The 16,643-nt window shown below is 65.3% G+C and carries 20 protein-coding genes; 7 read left to right on the top strand and 13 right to left on the bottom strand.

The genetic code is table 11. The features are described from left to right. Positions 1 to 235 precede the first annotated feature (235 nt). The 4 genes from FB598_RS00845 to FB598_RS00860 all read left to right on the top strand — a co-directional run bounded on the left by FB598_RS00845 (position 236) and on the right by FB598_RS00860 (position 4,065). The gene (locus FB598_RS00845; protein WP_141911673.1) at positions 236 to 1,099 is read left to right on the top strand and encodes an ABC transporter permease subunit; all 864 of its coding nucleotides are present in this window, start codon (positions 236 to 238) and stop codon (positions 1,097 to 1,099) included. After that, positions 1,099 to 1,839, top strand: coding sequence for an ABC transporter ATP-binding protein (locus tag FB598_RS00850; protein ID WP_141913308.1), 741 nt, complete (start codon positions 1,099 to 1,101; stop codon positions 1,837 to 1,839). The genes FB598_RS00845 and FB598_RS00850 overlap by 1 nt, the downstream gene beginning before the upstream one ends. A 90-nt stretch (positions 1,840 to 1,929) precedes the next feature. Next, positions 1,930 to 2,940 carry an NrtA/SsuA/CpmA family ABC transporter substrate-binding protein gene (locus FB598_RS00855; RefSeq protein WP_141911675.1) on the top strand — a complete coding sequence of 337 codons (1,011 nt, stop codon included), beginning with the start codon at positions 1,930 to 1,932 and terminating at the stop codon, positions 2,938 to 2,940. Between the two features lie 30 nt (positions 2,941 to 2,970). After that, positions 2,971 to 4,065, top strand: coding sequence for an LLM class flavin-dependent oxidoreductase (locus FB598_RS00860; RefSeq protein WP_141911678.1), 1,095 nt, complete (start codon positions 2,971 to 2,973; stop codon positions 4,063 to 4,065). Positions 4,066 to 4,251: 186 nt separating this feature from the next. On the opposite strand, the gene FB598_RS00865 is transcribed toward FB598_RS00860, so the two are convergent. From FB598_RS00865 to FB598_RS00915, 11 genes are all read right to left on the bottom strand, one after another. Then, on the bottom strand, positions 4,252 to 4,863 hold the full coding sequence (locus tag FB598_RS00865; protein WP_141911681.1) for a riboflavin synthase: 612 nt from the start codon (positions 4,861 to 4,863) through the stop codon (positions 4,252 to 4,254). Between the two features lie 39 nt (positions 4,864 to 4,902). Further along, positions 4,903 to 6,024, bottom strand: a complete 1,122-nt coding sequence (gene ribD / locus FB598_RS00870; RefSeq protein ID WP_141911684.1) for a bifunctional diaminohydroxyphosphoribosylaminopyrimidine deaminase/5-amino-6-(5-phosphoribosylamino)uracil reductase RibD — start codon at positions 6,022 to 6,024, stop codon at positions 4,903 to 4,905. A 135-nt stretch (positions 6,025 to 6,159) separates the two neighbouring features. Continuing rightward, positions 6,160 to 6,627 (bottom strand): GspH/FimT family pseudopilin, encoded by a 468-nt coding sequence (locus FB598_RS00875; RefSeq protein ID WP_141911686.1) that lies wholly within the window; start codon positions 6,625 to 6,627, stop codon positions 6,160 to 6,162. Positions 6,628 to 6,631: 4 nt separating this feature from the next. Beyond that, entirely contained in the window at positions 6,632 to 7,072 is a 441-nt protein-coding gene (locus FB598_RS00880) for a type IV pilin protein (protein ID WP_141911689.1), read from the bottom strand. 12 nt (positions 7,073 to 7,084) lie between these two features. Further along, complete coding sequence (locus FB598_RS00885) at positions 7,085 to 7,690, bottom strand: PilX N-terminal domain-containing pilus assembly protein (protein WP_141911692.1); 606 nt, start codon at positions 7,688 to 7,690, stop codon at positions 7,085 to 7,087. Next, entirely contained in the window at positions 7,687 to 8,589 is a 903-nt protein-coding gene (locus FB598_RS00890; protein WP_141911694.1) for a PilW family protein, read from the bottom strand. The genes FB598_RS00885 and FB598_RS00890 overlap by 4 nt, the downstream gene beginning before the upstream one ends. A gap of 9 nt (positions 8,590 to 8,598) precedes the next feature. Continuing rightward, positions 8,599 to 9,120 (bottom strand): type IV pilus modification protein PilV, encoded by a 522-nt coding sequence (gene pilV, locus FB598_RS00895; protein WP_141911697.1) that lies wholly within the window; start codon positions 9,118 to 9,120, stop codon positions 8,599 to 8,601. Positions 9,121 to 9,237: 117 nt separating this feature from the next. Beyond that, on the bottom strand, positions 9,238 to 9,861 hold the full coding sequence (locus tag FB598_RS00900; protein WP_141911700.1) for a DUF924 family protein: 624 nt from the start codon (positions 9,859 to 9,861) through the stop codon (positions 9,238 to 9,240). 2 nt (positions 9,862 to 9,863) lie between these two features. Beyond that, on the bottom strand, positions 9,864 to 10,085 hold the full coding sequence (locus FB598_RS00905; protein WP_141911702.1) for an RNA-binding S4 domain-containing protein: 222 nt from the start codon (positions 10,083 to 10,085) through the stop codon (positions 9,864 to 9,866). A 26-nt stretch (positions 10,086 to 10,111) separates the two neighbouring features. Then, entirely contained in the window at positions 10,112 to 10,396 is a 285-nt protein-coding gene (locus FB598_RS00910; RefSeq protein ID WP_141911704.1) for a hypothetical protein, read from the bottom strand. 19 nt (positions 10,397 to 10,415) lie between these two features. Next, positions 10,416 to 11,312 (bottom strand): neutral zinc metallopeptidase, encoded by an 897-nt coding sequence (locus FB598_RS00915; RefSeq protein WP_141911707.1) that lies wholly within the window; start codon positions 11,310 to 11,312, stop codon positions 10,416 to 10,418. Positions 11,313 to 11,659: 347 nt separating this feature from the next. On the opposite strand from FB598_RS00915, the gene FB598_RS00920 reads away from it, so the two are divergent. Beyond that, complete coding sequence (locus FB598_RS00920) at positions 11,660 to 14,122, top strand: acyl-CoA dehydrogenase (RefSeq protein ID WP_141911709.1); 2,463 nt, start codon at positions 11,660 to 11,662, stop codon at positions 14,120 to 14,122. 199 nt (positions 14,123 to 14,321) lie between these two features. Here the strand turns inward: FB598_RS00920 and FB598_RS20595 are convergent, their stop codons facing one another. Further along, complete coding sequence (locus FB598_RS20595) at positions 14,322 to 14,486, bottom strand: hypothetical protein (RefSeq protein WP_183405776.1); 165 nt, start codon at positions 14,484 to 14,486, stop codon at positions 14,322 to 14,324. Between the two features lie 176 nt (positions 14,487 to 14,662). Here FB598_RS20595 and FB598_RS00925 point away from each other — a divergent pair, with 176 nt between their 5' ends. Beyond that, complete coding sequence (locus tag FB598_RS00925) at positions 14,663 to 15,160, top strand: nucleoside 2-deoxyribosyltransferase (RefSeq protein WP_141911711.1); 498 nt, start codon at positions 14,663 to 14,665, stop codon at positions 15,158 to 15,160. 7 nt (positions 15,161 to 15,167) lie between these two features. Here FB598_RS00925 and FB598_RS00930 read toward each other — a convergent pair whose 3' ends face one another. Then, positions 15,168 to 15,749: a peroxidase-related enzyme gene (locus FB598_RS00930; RefSeq protein ID WP_141911714.1), complete on the bottom strand. Its 582-nt coding sequence runs from the start codon at positions 15,747 to 15,749 to the stop codon at positions 15,168 to 15,170. A 285-nt stretch (positions 15,750 to 16,034) separates the two neighbouring features. Here FB598_RS00930 and FB598_RS00935 point away from each other — a divergent pair, with 285 nt between their 5' ends. After that, positions 16,035 to 16,619: a PadR family transcriptional regulator gene (locus FB598_RS00935; protein ID WP_141911717.1), complete on the top strand. Its 585-nt coding sequence runs from the start codon at positions 16,035 to 16,037 to the stop codon at positions 16,617 to 16,619. Positions 16,620 to 16,643 lie beyond the last annotated feature (24 nt).

Raw genomic sequence — 16,643 nt, forward strand, 5'->3', positions numbered from 1 at the left:
CGAGTCGGTTCGCCGTCCGTATGGCTTATCCGGGTGGGCGCATGCGGCGCCGGGCTGGTGTAGAGCCTGCTGCGCCTGTTGCACCGATTGCGCGATGCGTCGCGCACTCACGCCTATTGATGAAATGAGTTCCAGATATGTTAGATCGAAATAATTATTTAAATAATTCATGAGATTTGTTTAGGATTTTCCACATCGCGGCACTTCGCCGCCAGCCAATGTGGAGGATGCACCCATGCCAGAAGTGGTCAATCGCCTGTCGTTGCCCAAGGCGGCAGCGGCCGGGCCGCCGCCGTCGACAAGCGCGGCGCGCCCATCGCGGCTGGCCGATCCCCATGCGCTGCTGGCCATTTCATGGCTGGCGCCGGTGGTCGCGCTGGTGGCGTGGGAAATTTTCGCCCGCCTCGGTTTTTTGTCGCCCCAGGTATTGCCTGCGCCCAGCAAGGTTGCCGTCACTGCCTGGAACCTGGTCGGCCAGGGCCGTCTGCTGAGCGATCTCGCCGCCAGCCTGCTGCGGGCCGTCTCCGGCTTTGTCATCGGCGGCGGCATCGGTTTCGCCCTGGGCACCCTGGTCGGTTTTTCGCGCCTGGCCGAAGCGCTGTTCGACCGCAGCGTGCAGATGGTGCGCGCCGTCCCTTTCCTGGCGGCGTTGCCGCTGGTGATCGTGTGGTTCGGGGTGGATGAGGGCGGCAAGGTGTTCCTGGTGTCGCTGGGCGTGCTGTTCCCGATCTATATCAATACCGTGCTCGGCATCCGCCAGGTCGACCCCAAGCTGGTCGAGCTGGGCCGCGTCATGGGTTTGTCGGACTGGGCGCTGATTCGCCGCATCATCCTGCCCGGCGCCTTGCCGTCGATCCTGGCCGGCGTGCGCTATGCGCTGGCGGTAGCCTGGCTGGCGCTGGTGATCGCCGAAACCATCGCCACCAATGTCGGCATCGGTTCCCTGGCCATGGATGCGCGCGAGTTCCTGCAGACCGATGTGATCGTGCTGACCATCGTCATCTATGCCGGCATCGGCGTCGTCTCGGACGGCATCGCGCGGGCGCTGGAGCGCCGGCTGCTGGCCTGGCATCCCAACTACGCCAAGGGCGGCCGATGATGATGCTCCCCACCCATACCATGCATCCGGCGGGTTTCGAGGAAACCGCCGTCACCGTCAGCGGCCTGCAGCGCCGTTATGGCGAGCGTAGCGTGATCAAGGGGCTGAACCTGCGCATCGCGCGCGGCGAGTTCGTCGCCCTGCTCGGCGAAAGCGGTTGCGGCAAGACCACGCTGCTGCGTGCGCTGGCCGGGCTGGATGCCACCGACGGCGGGCGCATCGACGGCCCGGCGCAACCGGCGGTGGTGTTCCAGGAACCGCGCCTGGTGCCGTGGGATCCGCTGTGGCGCAATGTCGCGCTGGGGCTGGACGACCAGGCCGGCAAGCCGCTGGCCAAGGCGGCGCTGGAAGAAGTGGGCCTGGGCGCGCGCATCGACGACTGGCCGCGCAACCTGTCCGGAGGCCAGGCGCAACGCGTGGCGCTGGCCCGCGCGCTGGTGCGCGAACCGCGCCTGCTGTTGCTGGATGAACCCTTCGCCGCGCTCGACGCGCTGACGCGCATCCGCATGCATGCGCTGGTGCGCCAATTGCTGGCGCGCCACCGGCCCGGCGTGCTGCTGGTCACGCACGATGTCGACGAAGCCATCGTGCTGGCCGATCGCATCCTGGTCATGCGCGACGGCGCCATCGCCAGCGACTACACGGTCGCGCCGCAGGCCGCGCACAATCGTTCGCATCCGGCCGCCGAGGCCCTGCGCGCGCAGTTGCTGGCCGAGCTGGGCGTGGCGGCCGAAGCCTGAACGCATTTCCCGGCCGGGTGTTTTCGTGCCGCCGCTCAAGCGGCGGCATGGGCCTTCTTTTTCCTTTCATTTCTCAACCAAGCATTCATCATGAGCGAACACGACAAGCCTGCCAATTCCCAACGACGCCACCTGATCCAGGCCGCCTTCGCCGGCGCCGCGCTTGGCGCCGCCGGCCTTGCCGGCACGGCGCTGGCTGCAGCGGGCAAGTCGCGCAATACCGACACCGTGCGCCTGGCATGGGGCAAGGGCGGCTTGCCCGGCATTGCCCGCACCCGCGGCGAATTTGAAAAGACCCTGGCCAGGGACGGCATCAAGGTGCAATGGATCGGCCCGTTCCCCAACCATGCGCCGTCGCTGCAGGCGGTCACCGGCGGCAGCGCCGATTTCGGTTTCGGCGGCAGCACCACGCCGGCGCTGGCGGCGATGATCGCCGGATCGCCGCTGGTATTTACGCAGTTCGCCGTGGTCGAACCGCGCAGCACCGCCATCATCGCGCGCGACGGTTCCGGCATCGACAAGGTCGCCGACCTGGTGGGCAAGAGCGTGGCGGTGAACCGTTCCGGCCTGGGAGAGTTCCTGCTGGTGGCGGCGCTGGAGAAGCATGGCATCGACCGCAGCAAGGTGAAGTTCGTCTATCTCAACCCGCCCGATGCCGGCCCGGCATTCTCGCAGGGCAAGGTCGACGCCTGGTCGATGTGGAGCCCGGGCGTGGACATCGCGCGCGTGGAATACAAGGCGCATGACGTGTTCTTCGAAGGGCGCGACCTCGATTTCCTGATCGACTTCAATTCCTACGTCACGCACCGCAAGTTCGCCGAAGAGAACGGCGACATCGTGCGCGCCGTCAACGCCGCCTACCGTGCCGAAGGGGAATGGATCACAAAGAACACCAAGGAGGCGGAAATACTGGTGCAGAAGGACGCGGGCTATTCCGACGCCGTGCGCGATTCGCTGATCCGGCTGCAGCGCCGCTGGGAGTTCCACGGCGCCGGCGACGCCAGATTCATCGCCACCTTCCAGGGCGCGGCGGACTGGCTCTCGGAGCGCAAGATCCTGCCGCAAAAAGTGAAAGTCACCGACTACATCGTCAATGTCTGAGAACCCGCATCATCTACGGAAAGGCACATCATGAGCGTCAATTTCATCGGCATGATCACCAGCCACAAGAACTCGGAAATCCATCCTTCGACCGGTCCCGCCATCGACCACGACTACCTGCTGCGCTTTGCCAGGGCGCATGAGGACGCCGGTTTCGACCGCGTGCTGGTGCCCTACCATTCGACCGGGCCGGACGCCATCCTGACCATCGCCCAGGCGGCCGCCGCCACCAGCCGCATCAAGCTGATGCTGGCGCACCGTCCCGGCTTCGTCGCGCCCACGCTGGCCGCGCGCCAGCTTGCCACGCTCGACCAGTTCAGCGGCGGGCGGCTGGGCGTGCACATCATCTCCGGCGGTTCGGATGCCGAGCAGCGGCGCGACGGCGACTACCTCGACCATGACCAGCGCTATGCGCGCACCGACGAGTACCTGGCGATCCTGCGCCGGGTATGGACCGAAGAGAAGCCATTTGACCATCAGGGTGCGCACTACCGTTTCGAGCAGGCATTCTCGGAAGTCAAGCCGGTACAAAAGCCGCACATCCCGATCTTCTTCGGCGGCGCCTCGGATGCGGCCATTCCCGTGGCTGGCCGGCATGCCGACATCTACGCGCTGTGGGGCGAATCGCTCGACCAGGTGCGCGACCTGACCGGCCGCGTGCGCGCCGAGGCGGCGCGCCACGGACGCGAGATCGCCTTCTCGGTGTCGTTCCGCCCGATCCTGGCCGATACAGAAGAAAAGGCCTGGGCGCGCGCCGAAAGCATCCTCGCAGAAACCCGCCGCCTGCGCGCCGGCAACGCCAAGCTGCACCCAGCCTATACCGGCCCGCAACAAAGCGAAGGCGCGCGCCGCCTATTGGCCGCGGCCGACAAGGGCGCCCGCGTGGACAAGCGCCTCTGGACCGCGATCGCCAAGGAAACCGGCGCCCGCTACAACTCCACCGCGCTGGTCGGCACGCCGGAACAGGTGGCCGAAGCGCTGCTGGATTACTACGACCTGGGCGTGACCAATTTCCTCATCCGCGGCTTCGACCCGCTGGAAGATGCGATCGATTACGGGCGCGAGCTGATCCCCCGTACGCGGGAGCTGGTGGCGCAGCGGATTGGGAAGAAAAAGGCGGCCTGACTGCCTGGGCTGAAGGGATGCGGCCGGCGTGCGCCTTTGGCGCTGCGCCGGCCGTCTTGTTTCAGGCCGATTCCAGCGCCTGCTGGAGGTCGGCCCGCCGGTCGTCGATGTGTTCGATGCCGACCGACAGACGAAAAACGGCCGGGGGAACCCGGCCGTCGTGTGCTGCTTGGATAACGGTTTTATTTACTTGGCGCTGAGCATGCGCTCGACATAGCGCGCAATCAGGTCGATCTCCAGGTTCACCTTGCTGCCCGCCTTCAGGTGTTTCAAGGTGGTGACTTCCACCGTGTGCGGGATCAGGTTGATCGAGAAGCGGCAGGCGTCGGCCAGGTCTTCGACGCGGTTGACCGTCAGCGAGACGCCATTGACCACGATCGAGCCCTTGTAGGCCAGGTATTTGCCCAGCGCTTTCGGCGCGTCGACGATCAGTTCGCGCGATTCGCCGACCGGTTCGAAGGAGTGGACCCGGCCCAGGCCGTCGACGTGGCCGGAGACCAGGTGGCCGCCCAGGCGCTCGGCCAGGGTCAGGGCTTTTTCCAGGTTGACTTCGCCGGGGGCATCGAGGCCGGCGGTGAGGTTCAGGCTTTCGCGCGAGACGTCGACGGTGAAGCCGCTGGCGCTTTTTTCCACCACGGTCATGCAGGCGCCGTTCAAGGCGATCGAGTCGCCCAGGCCGACGTCGTCCATCGGCAGGGCGCCGGCATCGACGGTCAGGCGCACGCCGGCGTCGGGGCCGGCGGCGAGCGGTTGGACGGAGGTGATTTTGCCGATGGCGGCGACGATACCTGTAAACATGTTGCAGCCTCTGTAAGAACGCCGGGCTGGGCCGGGCAATTAATTGAACCGTGCAAGGATACGCAAATCCGGCCCGATCTGCTTGACCTCGTAGAAGTTCAGGTCGATCTTGCCGGACAGGTCTTGCAGCGGCGGCAGGTCGAACATGTTGCGGCCTTCACCCAGGAGGCTGGGCGCGAGGTAGAGCAGCAGTTCGTCGACGCAGCCTGCGCGGATCAGCGCAGCGTTGAGCTTGGAACCGGCTTCCACATGCAGTTCATTGATCTGGCGCCGGCCGAGTTCGCGCACCAGCGCCGGCAGGTCTACCTTGCCCTCGGCGTTGGGCAGCACGATGACTTCGGCGCCCTGGCTTTCCAGCATGGCGGTTTTCTCTTTGTCGTCGGCGGCGGTGAAGACCCAGGTGCCGCCGCCCTGGATTACGCGCGCCTGCGGCGAGACGGCGAGCTTGCTGTCGACCACGATACGGCGCGGCTGGCGCGGCGTGTCGATGGCGCGCACGGTGAGCTGGGCGTCGTCCTTGGCGATGGTGCCGATGCCGGCCATGATGGCGCAGGCGCGGGCGCGCCAGACGTGGCCGTCGTCGCGCGCGGCCTGGCTGGTGATCCACTGGCTCAGGCCATTGTGCAGGGCGGTCTTGCCATCCAGGCTGGCGGCGCTTTTCATGCGCACCCAGGGTTTGCTGGTGCGCATGCGCGCCAGGAAGCCGATGTTGATTTCCCGCGCTTCTTCTTCCAGGAGTCCGCAGGTGACGTCGATGCCAGCGGCCTGCAATCTGGCCAGGCCCTGGCCGGCCACCAGCGGATTGGGGTCGGCGATGGCGGCCACCACGCGGGCCACGCCGGCGCGCACCAGCGCATCGGCGCAAGGCGGGGTGCGGCCGAAATGGCTGCAGGGTTCCAGCGTGACGTAGACGGTGGCGCCGCGCACATCCTGGCCGCGCGCGGCGGCGTCGGCCAGGGCCTGGATCTCGGCGTGGTTGCCGCCGGGCGGCTGGGTGAAGCCGGCGCCGATGACGCGGCGCTGCTTGACGATCACGCAGCCCACGCGCGGGTTGGGGGTGGTGTTGAGCATGCCGAAGCCGGCCTGGATCAGCGCCAGCGCCATGGCTTGTTGGTCGTTGCCGATGTCGAATTGGTAGAGCGGGTCTTCTGTCAGGGTCATGGTGTCGCCGTGTGGGGATGGGCGCGGCCGGGCGCGCGCCGGATGCCCGTCAATATACACGGCTTTGCAGCCGCTTTCTGCTCTCCTGCGGGCTTGGCGCCCCAGGCGCGGCCCGGCGCCAACGCATGGCTCGGCCTAGCAGCTATTGTCCCGGGCGGGGTTGCAGACGCGCACGCGGCCGAGGAAGTTGATGACCACCACCCGCCGCATGCCGGCGGCGCTGAAATGCCAGCTGCCTTTGGTGACCGGTTGGCCGTTCGGCCGGAACGCCACCGTTTCGCCGTCTCGGGTGTAGGTCACGGCGATGCCGGGCGGCAGTGCGGAGTGGGTCGTCACCTCGCGTTTGCCGACTTCGATGCGCCAGCCGCTTGCCCAGTCGCGACCGTCGGCCGGCGTCATGTCGGCGCGGCGGCCGTGGCGCAGGGCTTCGGTGCGGGCCAGGCTGGCGCCGTGAAAGAAGGCATTGGCGGCGCCGATCAGCTGCTGCCCGGCAATGAAATTCCGCAGCGCCGGCACGCCCGCTGCCAGCAGCACGCTGGCGATCAGCAGCACCGCCATCAGTTCGACCAGGGTGAAGCCGCGGATGACGTTGTTCGGGCGCATGGCCTCACCAGCAGTCGTTGCCGTCGGCGCCGCGCCGGCCGCGGCTGTCGGCGTAGAGCGCGCCGCATCGTTCATCGCGATAGGCGGAGTCGACCAGTGCGCCGCCGGGCGTGGCCGTCACGCGCACGCAGCTATGCAGGTCCTCGCCGTCGCAGGCTTGGGCGGAGATGCTGTAGGCGCTGGTTTCCGGCCGTTCGCCCGAATGCCATTTGAATTCCGTTTCCTGCGCGCCGGGGACGAAGGCGCGGTAACTGTGGCGGTAGGAGAATTGCCGTTCCTGCTGCAGCAATACCTGCAGTACCGCGGCACGCCCTTCGGCGCGCCGGGTCTTGAGGAGATGCTGGCTGTAACCGCTCCAGGCCAGCGTGGCGAGGATGCCGACAATGGCGATCGCCATCGTCAGCTCGATCAGGGTGAAGCCGTGTTGTGTGCGGGATGTCGTCATCGTGTGTTCCTGTCATGCGGGGGGAAGGGCGCGCCATCCGAGCGGCATGCATTGCGCCTTGCCGGCGGCATCGGTGCGGCGCTGGACGACGCCTTGCAGCAGCGCCTGCGCGCCGTCGCGGCCGAAGCCGATGGCGCTGAGCCGGTAGGTGAGGGGGGAGGGCGAGGGAGCGATGGTGTCGTCCGCGCCGGCGACCAGTTCGATCAGGTAGCGCGGCGCCGGCAATCCATCGCCCAGGTTGGGCGGCAGGTTCCCGGTGAATTGGCCGTAGCTTGCCGAGCCCGCTGCGGCGCCGGTCAGTTGTGCGGATTGCCATCCGGCGACGTGCGCGCTGCCCAGGCATAGTCCCAGCCTTTCGCGGTCGGTATGGCAGCCGTGTTCGGCGGGGAAGGCATGCGCCGCGTCAATGCGTATGCCGCGCCGGATTTCTTCGCAAGCATCGTCCAGCGCCGCCTGCGCCGCGATCCGCGCCTGTTCATGGGCGCGGTGGTTGCGCGCCGCGCGTTCGTCCAGCATCAGCAGCGATGCCGAGGCGATGCCCAGCAGCAGGATCACGGCCAGCATGATCAGTGCAATCATCAGCGTGGCGCCGTGCTGGCGCGATGGCGGGAAGTTCATGGCGGAGATGGTGGAAGCGGTGGAATCGAGGCGGCGTTGCGCAGCAACACCGTGGTTTGAAAGACCGCGCGCAGGCGCCGGTCGCCTTCCTTTTCCACGAAGCGGTAGCCGGCATCGCCGGAATCGGTCAGGAACAGATCGTAGCTGCGCGCCGGCGCGCCGGGCGTGGAGGGACGCCGCTGGTTGCCGCGCACCAGCAGGGCGATGCGCACCAGCACCACGCGCTGCCATAGCGTGGCGTCGATGGCGGAAGCGTCGAGCCAGCGGTCGGGGCGGCCGTCGCCGTCGCTGTCCACGGCATAGCGCAACTGCATCGCTTCCACGCCGCGCGCGAGCGCATCCGAGGTCCAGGCGCCAGACTTGCCCCGATAGCGGCAGCGCAGTTCGGGCTCGTTACCGGTTCCCGGCGCGATGTAGTAGATGACCCAACTGCGCGCGCGTTCTTCCAGCGGGCCGGCTGGTACGCTCGCGCCGCTGCAGTTGACGATGCTGCCGGCGGCATGGGTTGGTGCACCGAAAAATCCCAGCAGCAGGATGTCGCTTCGGTTGAAGCCGTTGCCGGCGCCGGCGCTGAAATTGCCTTGCGCGGGATCGAGCCGGTTGGCCTGGCGACTGTTGTCGATGCCGCGCAGGCCCGGCGCCAGTGTCGGCGGTTTTTCCATGGCCAGTGCCGTTTCCCATGGCAGGTGATTGGCCTGGCGCACGGCGTCGGCCAGGTGCGCCAGCGCCATGCGCCCGGTTTCCTGCACGCGGCCGGCGTCGTCGATGTCCTGGTACGCGGCGCGCGCATTGTGCAGCAGTGCCGTAGCGGCCAATATCACCAGCAGGCCGACCGCCAGCGCCGCCATCATTTCGACCAGCGTCAGGCCATGTTGGCGATGGTGTTGGGGCGGCTTCATGGCGGTGTGTCAGCGGCCGATGAAAAGTTGCATCAGCGGCGCGGCATCGGGCGTGTTGCCGGCTGCCGGATCGGCACGGCGCCAGCCCAGCTTGAGCATCACCGGCGACGCCGGGTTGCCGTCGCAGCGCCAGTCGGGTGGTGTGCCGGCGCCGCTGTCGCGGCAGACCGTGGCGCGGGCGGCGGGAAAATCGCGCGCCAGCCTTGCGCGCCAGTCGGCGCTGGCGGCGTGGGCGAAGCTGGCGGCGTCGCACGGTGAGGACGCGCAATCGGCGCGGGTGGAAGGAGGGTTTTTCGCGGCATCGAACGCGAACAGGTAGGGATCATCGCTGTCGGCCGCCACTGCGTGGTACGCCGCCCGCAGTTCGGCCAGTTCGGCGACCATGATCGCGGCCCGGGCCTGCAGGCCGTTGTCGCGGCTGCTGCGCAAGGCATGCAATTGCAGCATGAGCATGGCCAGCGCGCCGGTGCCGATGACCAGCAGGGCGACCAGCACTTCTATCATCGTGAAGCCGGAGGAGCGGTTGGGCATGGCCGGATTGCGGAAGGACAGGGCAAGCGGCGAGTGTAGGGAAAGAAAAAGCGCCTTCGCATGGAAGGCGCTTATTTTTGCGGCGCTATCGAACTACTTCATTGGCCGGGTCGAATTTCAGAACGAGGAACCGGGCTGTTGCAGGAAGGCGCTTTCCTCGGCGCTGGAGGCGCGCCCGAGCAGCTTGTTCCGGTGCGGGAAGCGGCCGAAGCGTTCGATCACCTGATGGTGCCGCTTCGCATAGTCGGCGAAGCCGTCGAAGGTTTCCCGGTCGGCGGCGCCGGCCTGCCTGGCCAGCGCGCGAAACAGCTCCAGCGCGTATTGCTGGTCGTCGATGTCTTCCGAATGTTCCAGCGGCAGGTAGACGAACACCCGGGCGATGGCCGGCAATTGCTGGTCCAGTCCCATCGCCAGCGCCAGGTGGCTGTACTGGCGCGCCAGTTCATCGAAGGCGAATGCCTGCGCGGTATCGCGGTAGATATTGCGGGGAAACTGGTCCAGCAGCACGATCAGCGCCAGCATCGAGCGCGGCGCGTCGGCCCAGTCGGCCAGCCGGTTGGCGGCAGCCTCCTGGAGCAACGGTTCGAAGCGGTTGCGGCAGTCGGCGTCGATGTCGGGATTCTTGCTCCACCAGAGCGCTTTCTGGCGTGCGGCTACTTCGGCGGCGGGGGCCTGCGCGAAACCGGGGCCGAACCAGAAGTCGAGGACGGCTTCGGCCTGCTGCTGCGATGCCGCGGCCATGCTCATGCTTCGACCACGCTGATCTGGACGTCGCCCAGCGCCACTTTCTGGCCGGCGGTGATCTTGCAGGTCTTGCGCGACTCGGGTTTGCCGTTGACCTTGACGCGGCCATCGGCCACCAGTTGCTTGCCGGCGCCGCCGCTGTCGCACAGGCCGCACAGTTTCAGCAGCTGGTTCAGTTCCACATGGGGATGGCCTTGCAGCGGGAAGGTGATTTTTTGCATGGTGATTCTTTCAGCGGCACGCGGCATCAGGCCGGCGCCAACGTATGGGTAGCTTTATCAAGCCAGGTGTTGAGGCTGTCGATCAGGTCGTGCTGGCTGAACGAGCAGCTTTCTTCGGTAAACAGGCTGCCGGCTTCGAGGCGGCCGAGCAGGTCTTCGGCGACTTGTTCGTAGCGCGGCGGCAGGGCCGCCAGCACGGCGCCCTGGGCGCGCCAGGCGGCGCACAGGGCGGCGATGCCGATCTCGCCGTCCTGCAATTGGCGCAGCGCGGCGCGCATGGCATCGAGGCTCTGGTTGAGGTGGTTGGACATGGGTTGTTTGCCTGTTTTTTTAAAGCTGCTTCGCGGCGAAGGTGTTGCAGGCGCTGACCTGGCCTTCGGTGATGCCGCGCTTGAACCATGCCACGCGCTGGGCCGAGGTGCCGTGGGTGAAGGAGTCCGGCACGACTTCGCCGCGCGCCTGGCGCTGCAGGGCATCGTCGCCGATGGCCGAGGCGGCGTTGAGGGCTTCCTCGATGTCGCCGTCTTCGATGATGTGGCGCGCCTGGTTGGCGTGGTAGGCCCAGACGCCGGCGAAGCAGTCGGCCTGCAGTTCCAGCCGCACCGACATGGCGTTGGCCTGCTTTTCAGTCGCATTGCGGCGGGCGGCGTCGACCTTGTCGGAAATGCCCAGCAGGTGCTGTACGTGGTGGCCGACCTCGTGCGCGATGACATAGGCCTGGGCGAAGTTGCCCGAGACCTTGAAGCGCTGCTTCATCAGCTCATAGAAGGACAGGTCGATGTAGACCTTCTGGTCGCCCGGACAGTAGAAGGGGCCGGTGGCGGTCTGGCCGGTGCCGCAGGCGGTCGCTGTACGGCCGGAGAACAGCACCAGCTTGGGACGGACGTATTGCTTGCCGCTGGCGGCGAACAACGGCCCCCAGGTGTCTTCGGTATCGGCCAGCACGGTCGAGACGAAGCGCGCCATCTGGTCTTCCGGCGGCGGTTTGTGGGCTGGCGCCTGCTGCTGTTGTTGCAGCGGCGCCTGGCCGCCGCCCCCGGAGAGCATATCCAGCATCGTCAGCGGGTTGATGCCGAGGAAATAGGATGCCACCAGCGCCACCGCCACCGTGCCCAGCCCGATCGAGCGGCCGCCGAAAGGCAGGCCGCCTCCGCCCCCGCCGCCATCGCCGCCATCGCCGCGGCGGTCTTCAACGTTGTCGCTTTCGCGGTTGCCTTCCCATTTCATGATGTTTCCTTTTTCGATCTTGTTTGTTCCTGTGCCGCGTTTGCATGCAATGCAGGGATTGTAATGGACGGCGCGGCCGCGCGGCTGAACTTGGCGGGATGCGTTGCGATCCCGCGCCGCCTTGTCGGTTTTGTCTGACGGCGCGGTGGCGATGATGTCCGATTGCCCAGGCCCGATGCGGCGCGGTATGTTGCAGGGTAAAAACGGAAAATCTTTCCAGCAAGGCAATTTGGTGGGACTATAAAGCAGCGTGCAATCGGCGATGGGTATGTGATAGGTATGCGATTGGTATGGTGTTGCAGCCGTGCTGCCGCCTTTCGAACAATAAACAGAACTGGAGGCTTGACATGATCTTATGGCTCATCATTTTGCTGGCCGGCTGCCTGGTATTGATGATGGCGCGCGCCAATGCATGGATGTGGCTGCTGGCCGAGGCTGTCTGGATCTGGCTGGGCGGTTCCCTGGCCGGCGTCGAACTGCCGGTGATGGTGTTGCTGGCGATCCTGCTGTTCACGCCGACCGTGCTGGTGGCGATGGTCTCGGTGCGCCAGGCGCTGATCAGTCGTCCGGCATTGGATGCCTTCCGCAAGATCATGCCCGGCATGTCGTCCACCGAGCGCGATGCCATCGAAGCCGGCACGGTCTGGTGGGATGCCGAGCTGTTTTCCGGCAAGCCGGACTGGCGCCGCCTGTTCGAAATCCCGCCGCCGCGCTTGACGGCCGAAGAGCAGGCCTTCATGGACGATGAGGTCGAGCGCCTGTGCGCCATGGTGAGCGACTGGGACAGTACCGTGAAGCACCAGGACATCCCGCCCGAGGCCTGGCAATTCATCAAGGACAAGGGCTTTCTCGGGATGATCATCCCCAGGCAATACGGCGGCAAGCAGTTCTCCGCCTACATGCATTCGCAGGTGGTGATGAAGCTGGCTTCGCGCAGTTCGGCGGCGGCGATCTCGGTGATGGTGCCCAATTCGCTGGGGCCGGCCGAACTATTGCTGCATTACGGTACCGAGGCGCAAAAGAACCATTACCTGCCGCGCCTGGCGACCGGCCAGGAAATCCCGTGTTTCGCGCTGACCAGCCCGTATGCGGGATCGGACGCCGCCGCCATTCCCGATATCGGCATCGTTTGCAAGGGCATGCACGAGGGCCGCGAGACGCTTGGCTTCAGGGTGAGCTGGAGCAAGCGCTACATTACGCTGGCGCCGGTGGCGACCGTGCTGGGGCTGGCCTTTCGCGCGCGCGATCCGGACGGCCTGCTGGGCGACAATCCCGAACCGGGCATCACTTGCGCGCTGATTCCCACCAGCCATCCGGGCGTGGTGATCGGCCGCCGCCATTGGCCGTTGAATGCGGTATTCCAGAACGGTCCGACGCAAGGCAGCGATGTGTTCATTCCCATGGAATGGGTGATCGGCGGCATCGTCCAGGTCGGCCGCGGTTGGCGCATGCTGATGGAATGCCTGGCGGCGGGCCGGGCCATCTCGCTGCCATCTTCCAGCGTCGGCTTTTCCAAGCTGGCGGTGCGCGGCACCAGCGCCTATGCCGCGATGCGCCGCCAGTTCAGGATCGAGATCGGCAAGTTCGAGGGCGTGCAGGAGGCATTGGCGCGCATGGGCGGCCACTTGTACATGATCGACGCCACGCGCCGGCTCTCGGCCTCGGCGGTGGATGCGGGGGAGAAGCCGTCGGTGATTTCGGCCATCTCCAAATACCATGTGACCGAGCGCGGCCGCATCATCGTCAACGACGGCATGGACGTGATCGGCGGCAAGGGCATCTGCATGGGGCCGGGCAACTTCCTGGCGCGCGTGTACCAGCAGATCCCCATCGCTATCACGGTCGAAGGCGCCAACATCCTGACGCGCTGCCTGATCATTTTCGGCCAGGGGGCGATCCGTTGCCATCCCTATGTGCTCAAGGAGATGGCGGTGGCGGCGGACGACAACCACGAACGGGCCGTGCAGGAGTTCGACAAGCTGCTGTTCTCGCACCTGTCTTTCGTCGCCGCCAACAAGGCGCGCGCTTTCGTCGGCGGCATCAGCTGCGGCTGGCTGTTGCCGTCGACCGGGTACGCGGCGCGCCAGACCCGGCGTTATTACCGCTCCGTGGTCCATCTGTCGTCGGCGTTCGCCTTGCTGGCCGATGCCGGCATGGCGGTGCTGGGCGGGTCGCTCAAGTTCCGCGAGCGCATTTCGGGGCGACTGGGGGATGTGCTGTCGCAGCTCTATCTTGTCTCGGCCACGCTCAAGCGCTATGAGGATGAGGGGCGGCAGGAAGACGACCTGCCCTATGTCGAATGGTCGGTGCAGGATGCCTTGCATCGGGCGCAGGAGGCGATCGTCGACGTGCTGCATAACTTTCCCAATCCGTGGGTGGCTTTCGGCTTGCGGCTGGCGATCTTTCCGATCGGGCTGATTTACCGCAAGCCGTCGGATGCCTTGGGGACGCTGGTGGCCAAGGCCATGCAGAAGCCGGGGGCGAGCCGGGACCGGCTGGTTTCGGATGCGTATCTGCCGCGGGGCGACGATCCGCTGGCTTGCGGGGAGAGGGCGTTTGCGCTGACGCCGGTGGTGCAGCAGCTTGAGCAGCGCTTGAAGCAGGTGGTCAAGGATGGGGAGTTGCCTGCCATGCCGCAGAGCTTGATTGAGATGATGGGATGGAATGCGGTTGCGCTTGAGCGCGGGTTCATCAGCGAGCAGGAGAAGGCGGTGTTGGATGAATTTGCGCGTGAGGGTGATTTGAGTGTGCAGGTGGATGATTTTTCTGCGGATTTGGATCGTAATGAGATATTGGGGCGGTTGCCTTGATGAGGGTGTTTGTTTGTTTGTTTGTTTGTTTGTTTGTTGGTTGGCTGGGTAGTCTGGTTTTGCTTCGTGCAGATGTACTGGCTCTATGCTTATCTTTCTCCGGTCGGAGGGGAGCGCCGGGGGGCTGAAGCACTGCTTCAGCCGGCAGCCGCTCACTTTTCTTGTCTCGCCAAGAAAAGTAAGCAAAAGAAGGCGACCGCTACCGCCCAGCCCCTTCGGGGTTCCCGCTGGAGTCGCCGAAAAAATGGGCAAGGCAGAGTCGCTGCGCTCCGACTGCCTTGCTGATCCATTTTTTCGGCGACTCCAGCGGCTGGTCAGAAGCGGACTTCTTGTCCGGCTCGCCTTCGGCTTTGCCTTGTTTCATACTCGCCTTCGGCCTCGCGGTGCTTGCTGCTCGCCTGCGGCTTCGGTGCGGTGTATCGCTATCGCTGCCGTCTTGGCCAAAGTCTGGCTCCTGTGTCATTCAGCGGCGTACATGATTCCATTCGGAATTTCGCGTATTCTCCATCGCTCTTCTCTTAATCGTTCTATGGATTCTGCATGACCCATCCTCGCATCTACATGGCCGGCCCCGACGTCTTCCAGCGCGACTATGCGCAGCACAAGGAGCGTATCCGGCAGTGGTGCGCCGAACTCGGTTTGGCGGCGTTGTGTCCGGGGGATGATGAAGTCACGGGGCAGAGCAAGGCGGAGGTGTCGCGCGCTATCTTCGATCTCAACATGGCGTTGATCGATTCGGCGGATTATGTGGTGGCGAACGTGTCCAACTTCCGTGGCCATGAGCCGGATTCGGGGACGGTGTTCGAGGTCGGTTATGCCGTCGGCCGCGGCAAGAAGGTGTGGTGCTATAACACGCCGCAGGCCGATCTGTTGAGCCAGATACCGCATGCCGAGCCCGGTTATTGCCGCGACGGCATGCAGATCGAGGACTTTGGTTTGCCGCGCAACCTGATGCTGGCGCATGCCTGCGAGCTGGTGCATGGCGATTTGCGCGAGTGCCTGGCGCTGGTGGCGCGCTGGCATGGCGGCGTGCGCTGACAGGTGCTTATTGCACCGGCACCCGTCCCAGCAGGTAGAACTCGTCGTTGGGCCGCATGCTGGTGACGTTGGCCAGGCGGTTGGACATGCCGAAGAAGGCGGCGATGGCGGCGATGTCCCAAGCCTCTTCTTCTCCGAAGCCGTGCCGTTTGAGTTCGGCGAAATCCTCGTCGTTGACGGCCCAGGCGCTGGCTGAGACCTTCATGGCGAAGTCCAGCATGGCTTTTTGCTTGTCCGTGATGTCGGCCTTGCGGTAGTTGATGGCGACCTGGTCGGCCAGCAGCGGGTCTTTGGCGCGGATGCGCAGGATCGCGCCGTGGGCGACGACGCAATATTGGCATTGGTTGGCGTTGCTGGTGGCGACCACGATCATCTCGCGCTCGGCCTTGGTCAGTTTGCCCGGTTTGTCCATCAACGCATCGTGGTAGGCGAAGAAGGCGCGGAATTCGTCGGGACGGTGCGCCAGCACCAGGAAGACGTTGGGGATGAAGCCGGACTTTTCCTGAACGGCCAGGATGCGCGCACGGATATCTTCGGGCAGGTCTTTCAGTTCGGGAACGGGAAAGCGGCCAATTGGCGGTTGGGGCATGGTGATCTCCTTGTCGATGTCTTTTTTGCCGGGTGCGTGTGCGCCCGATACGCGCCAACTTACCACTTTTGGCAGGGAGCAAGTGTCGCCGGGCTGACGATGGGCATTCCCTGCTTCGATATTTCCTTTTCGATAATAAAAAATATTATTAAGATATATCTTGATTTTGCTATTTCTAAGATATATCTTATGTTCATCGATCGATGAAGGGCTTCCCGCAAGCCCGTACCCGGGCGCCATTCAGGCGCAACACCAGATGAACACTACAGATGAAAAGGAAGCACCATGTTCAGACATTTGATGGCGCGTGCAGGCCACGGCCCCAAGCATCACCGTTTTGACCGTCCGCATCATGGCGCAGGCGGCATGTTCGATGAGGGCGGCCCGCGCGGCCGCGAAGGCGGCCGCGGCGCGCGCATGTTCGAGCAGGGCGCATTGCGCATCGTGATGCTGCACCTGCTGCAGGAGAAACCGCGCCACGGCTATGAAATCATCAAGGCCATCGAGCAGTTGGTCGGCGGCGGCTACAGCCCGAGCCCGGGCGTGGTCTATCCCACGCTGACGCTGCTGGAAGAAATGGGTTACGCCACGGTGGCGGCGGAAGAGGGCGGCAAGAAACTGTATCGCATCAGTGCCGAAGGCGAGGCCGACCTCAAGGCAAATGAAGCCTTGCTGCAGCAGGTGTTGCACAAGTTCGAGATGCGCCGGCAGGAACGCCCTGATGCCGACTCGCCCGAACTGCGCCGCGCGGTGCAGAACTTTCGCATGGCGCTGCATACGCGCCTGGCCAAGGGGGCGTTGAGCAAGGAAGAACTGCACGCGGTGGTCGATATCATCGACCAGGCCGCGGTGGCGGTGGAGCGGGTTTGATCGGATCGGCCGCGCTGAGCGGCC

It is taken from the genome of Herbaspirillum sp. SJZ106, assembly GCF_006715495.1.
In the GTDB taxonomy this organism is placed as follows: Bacteria; Pseudomonadota; Gammaproteobacteria; order Burkholderiales; family Burkholderiaceae_D; genus Herbaspirillum.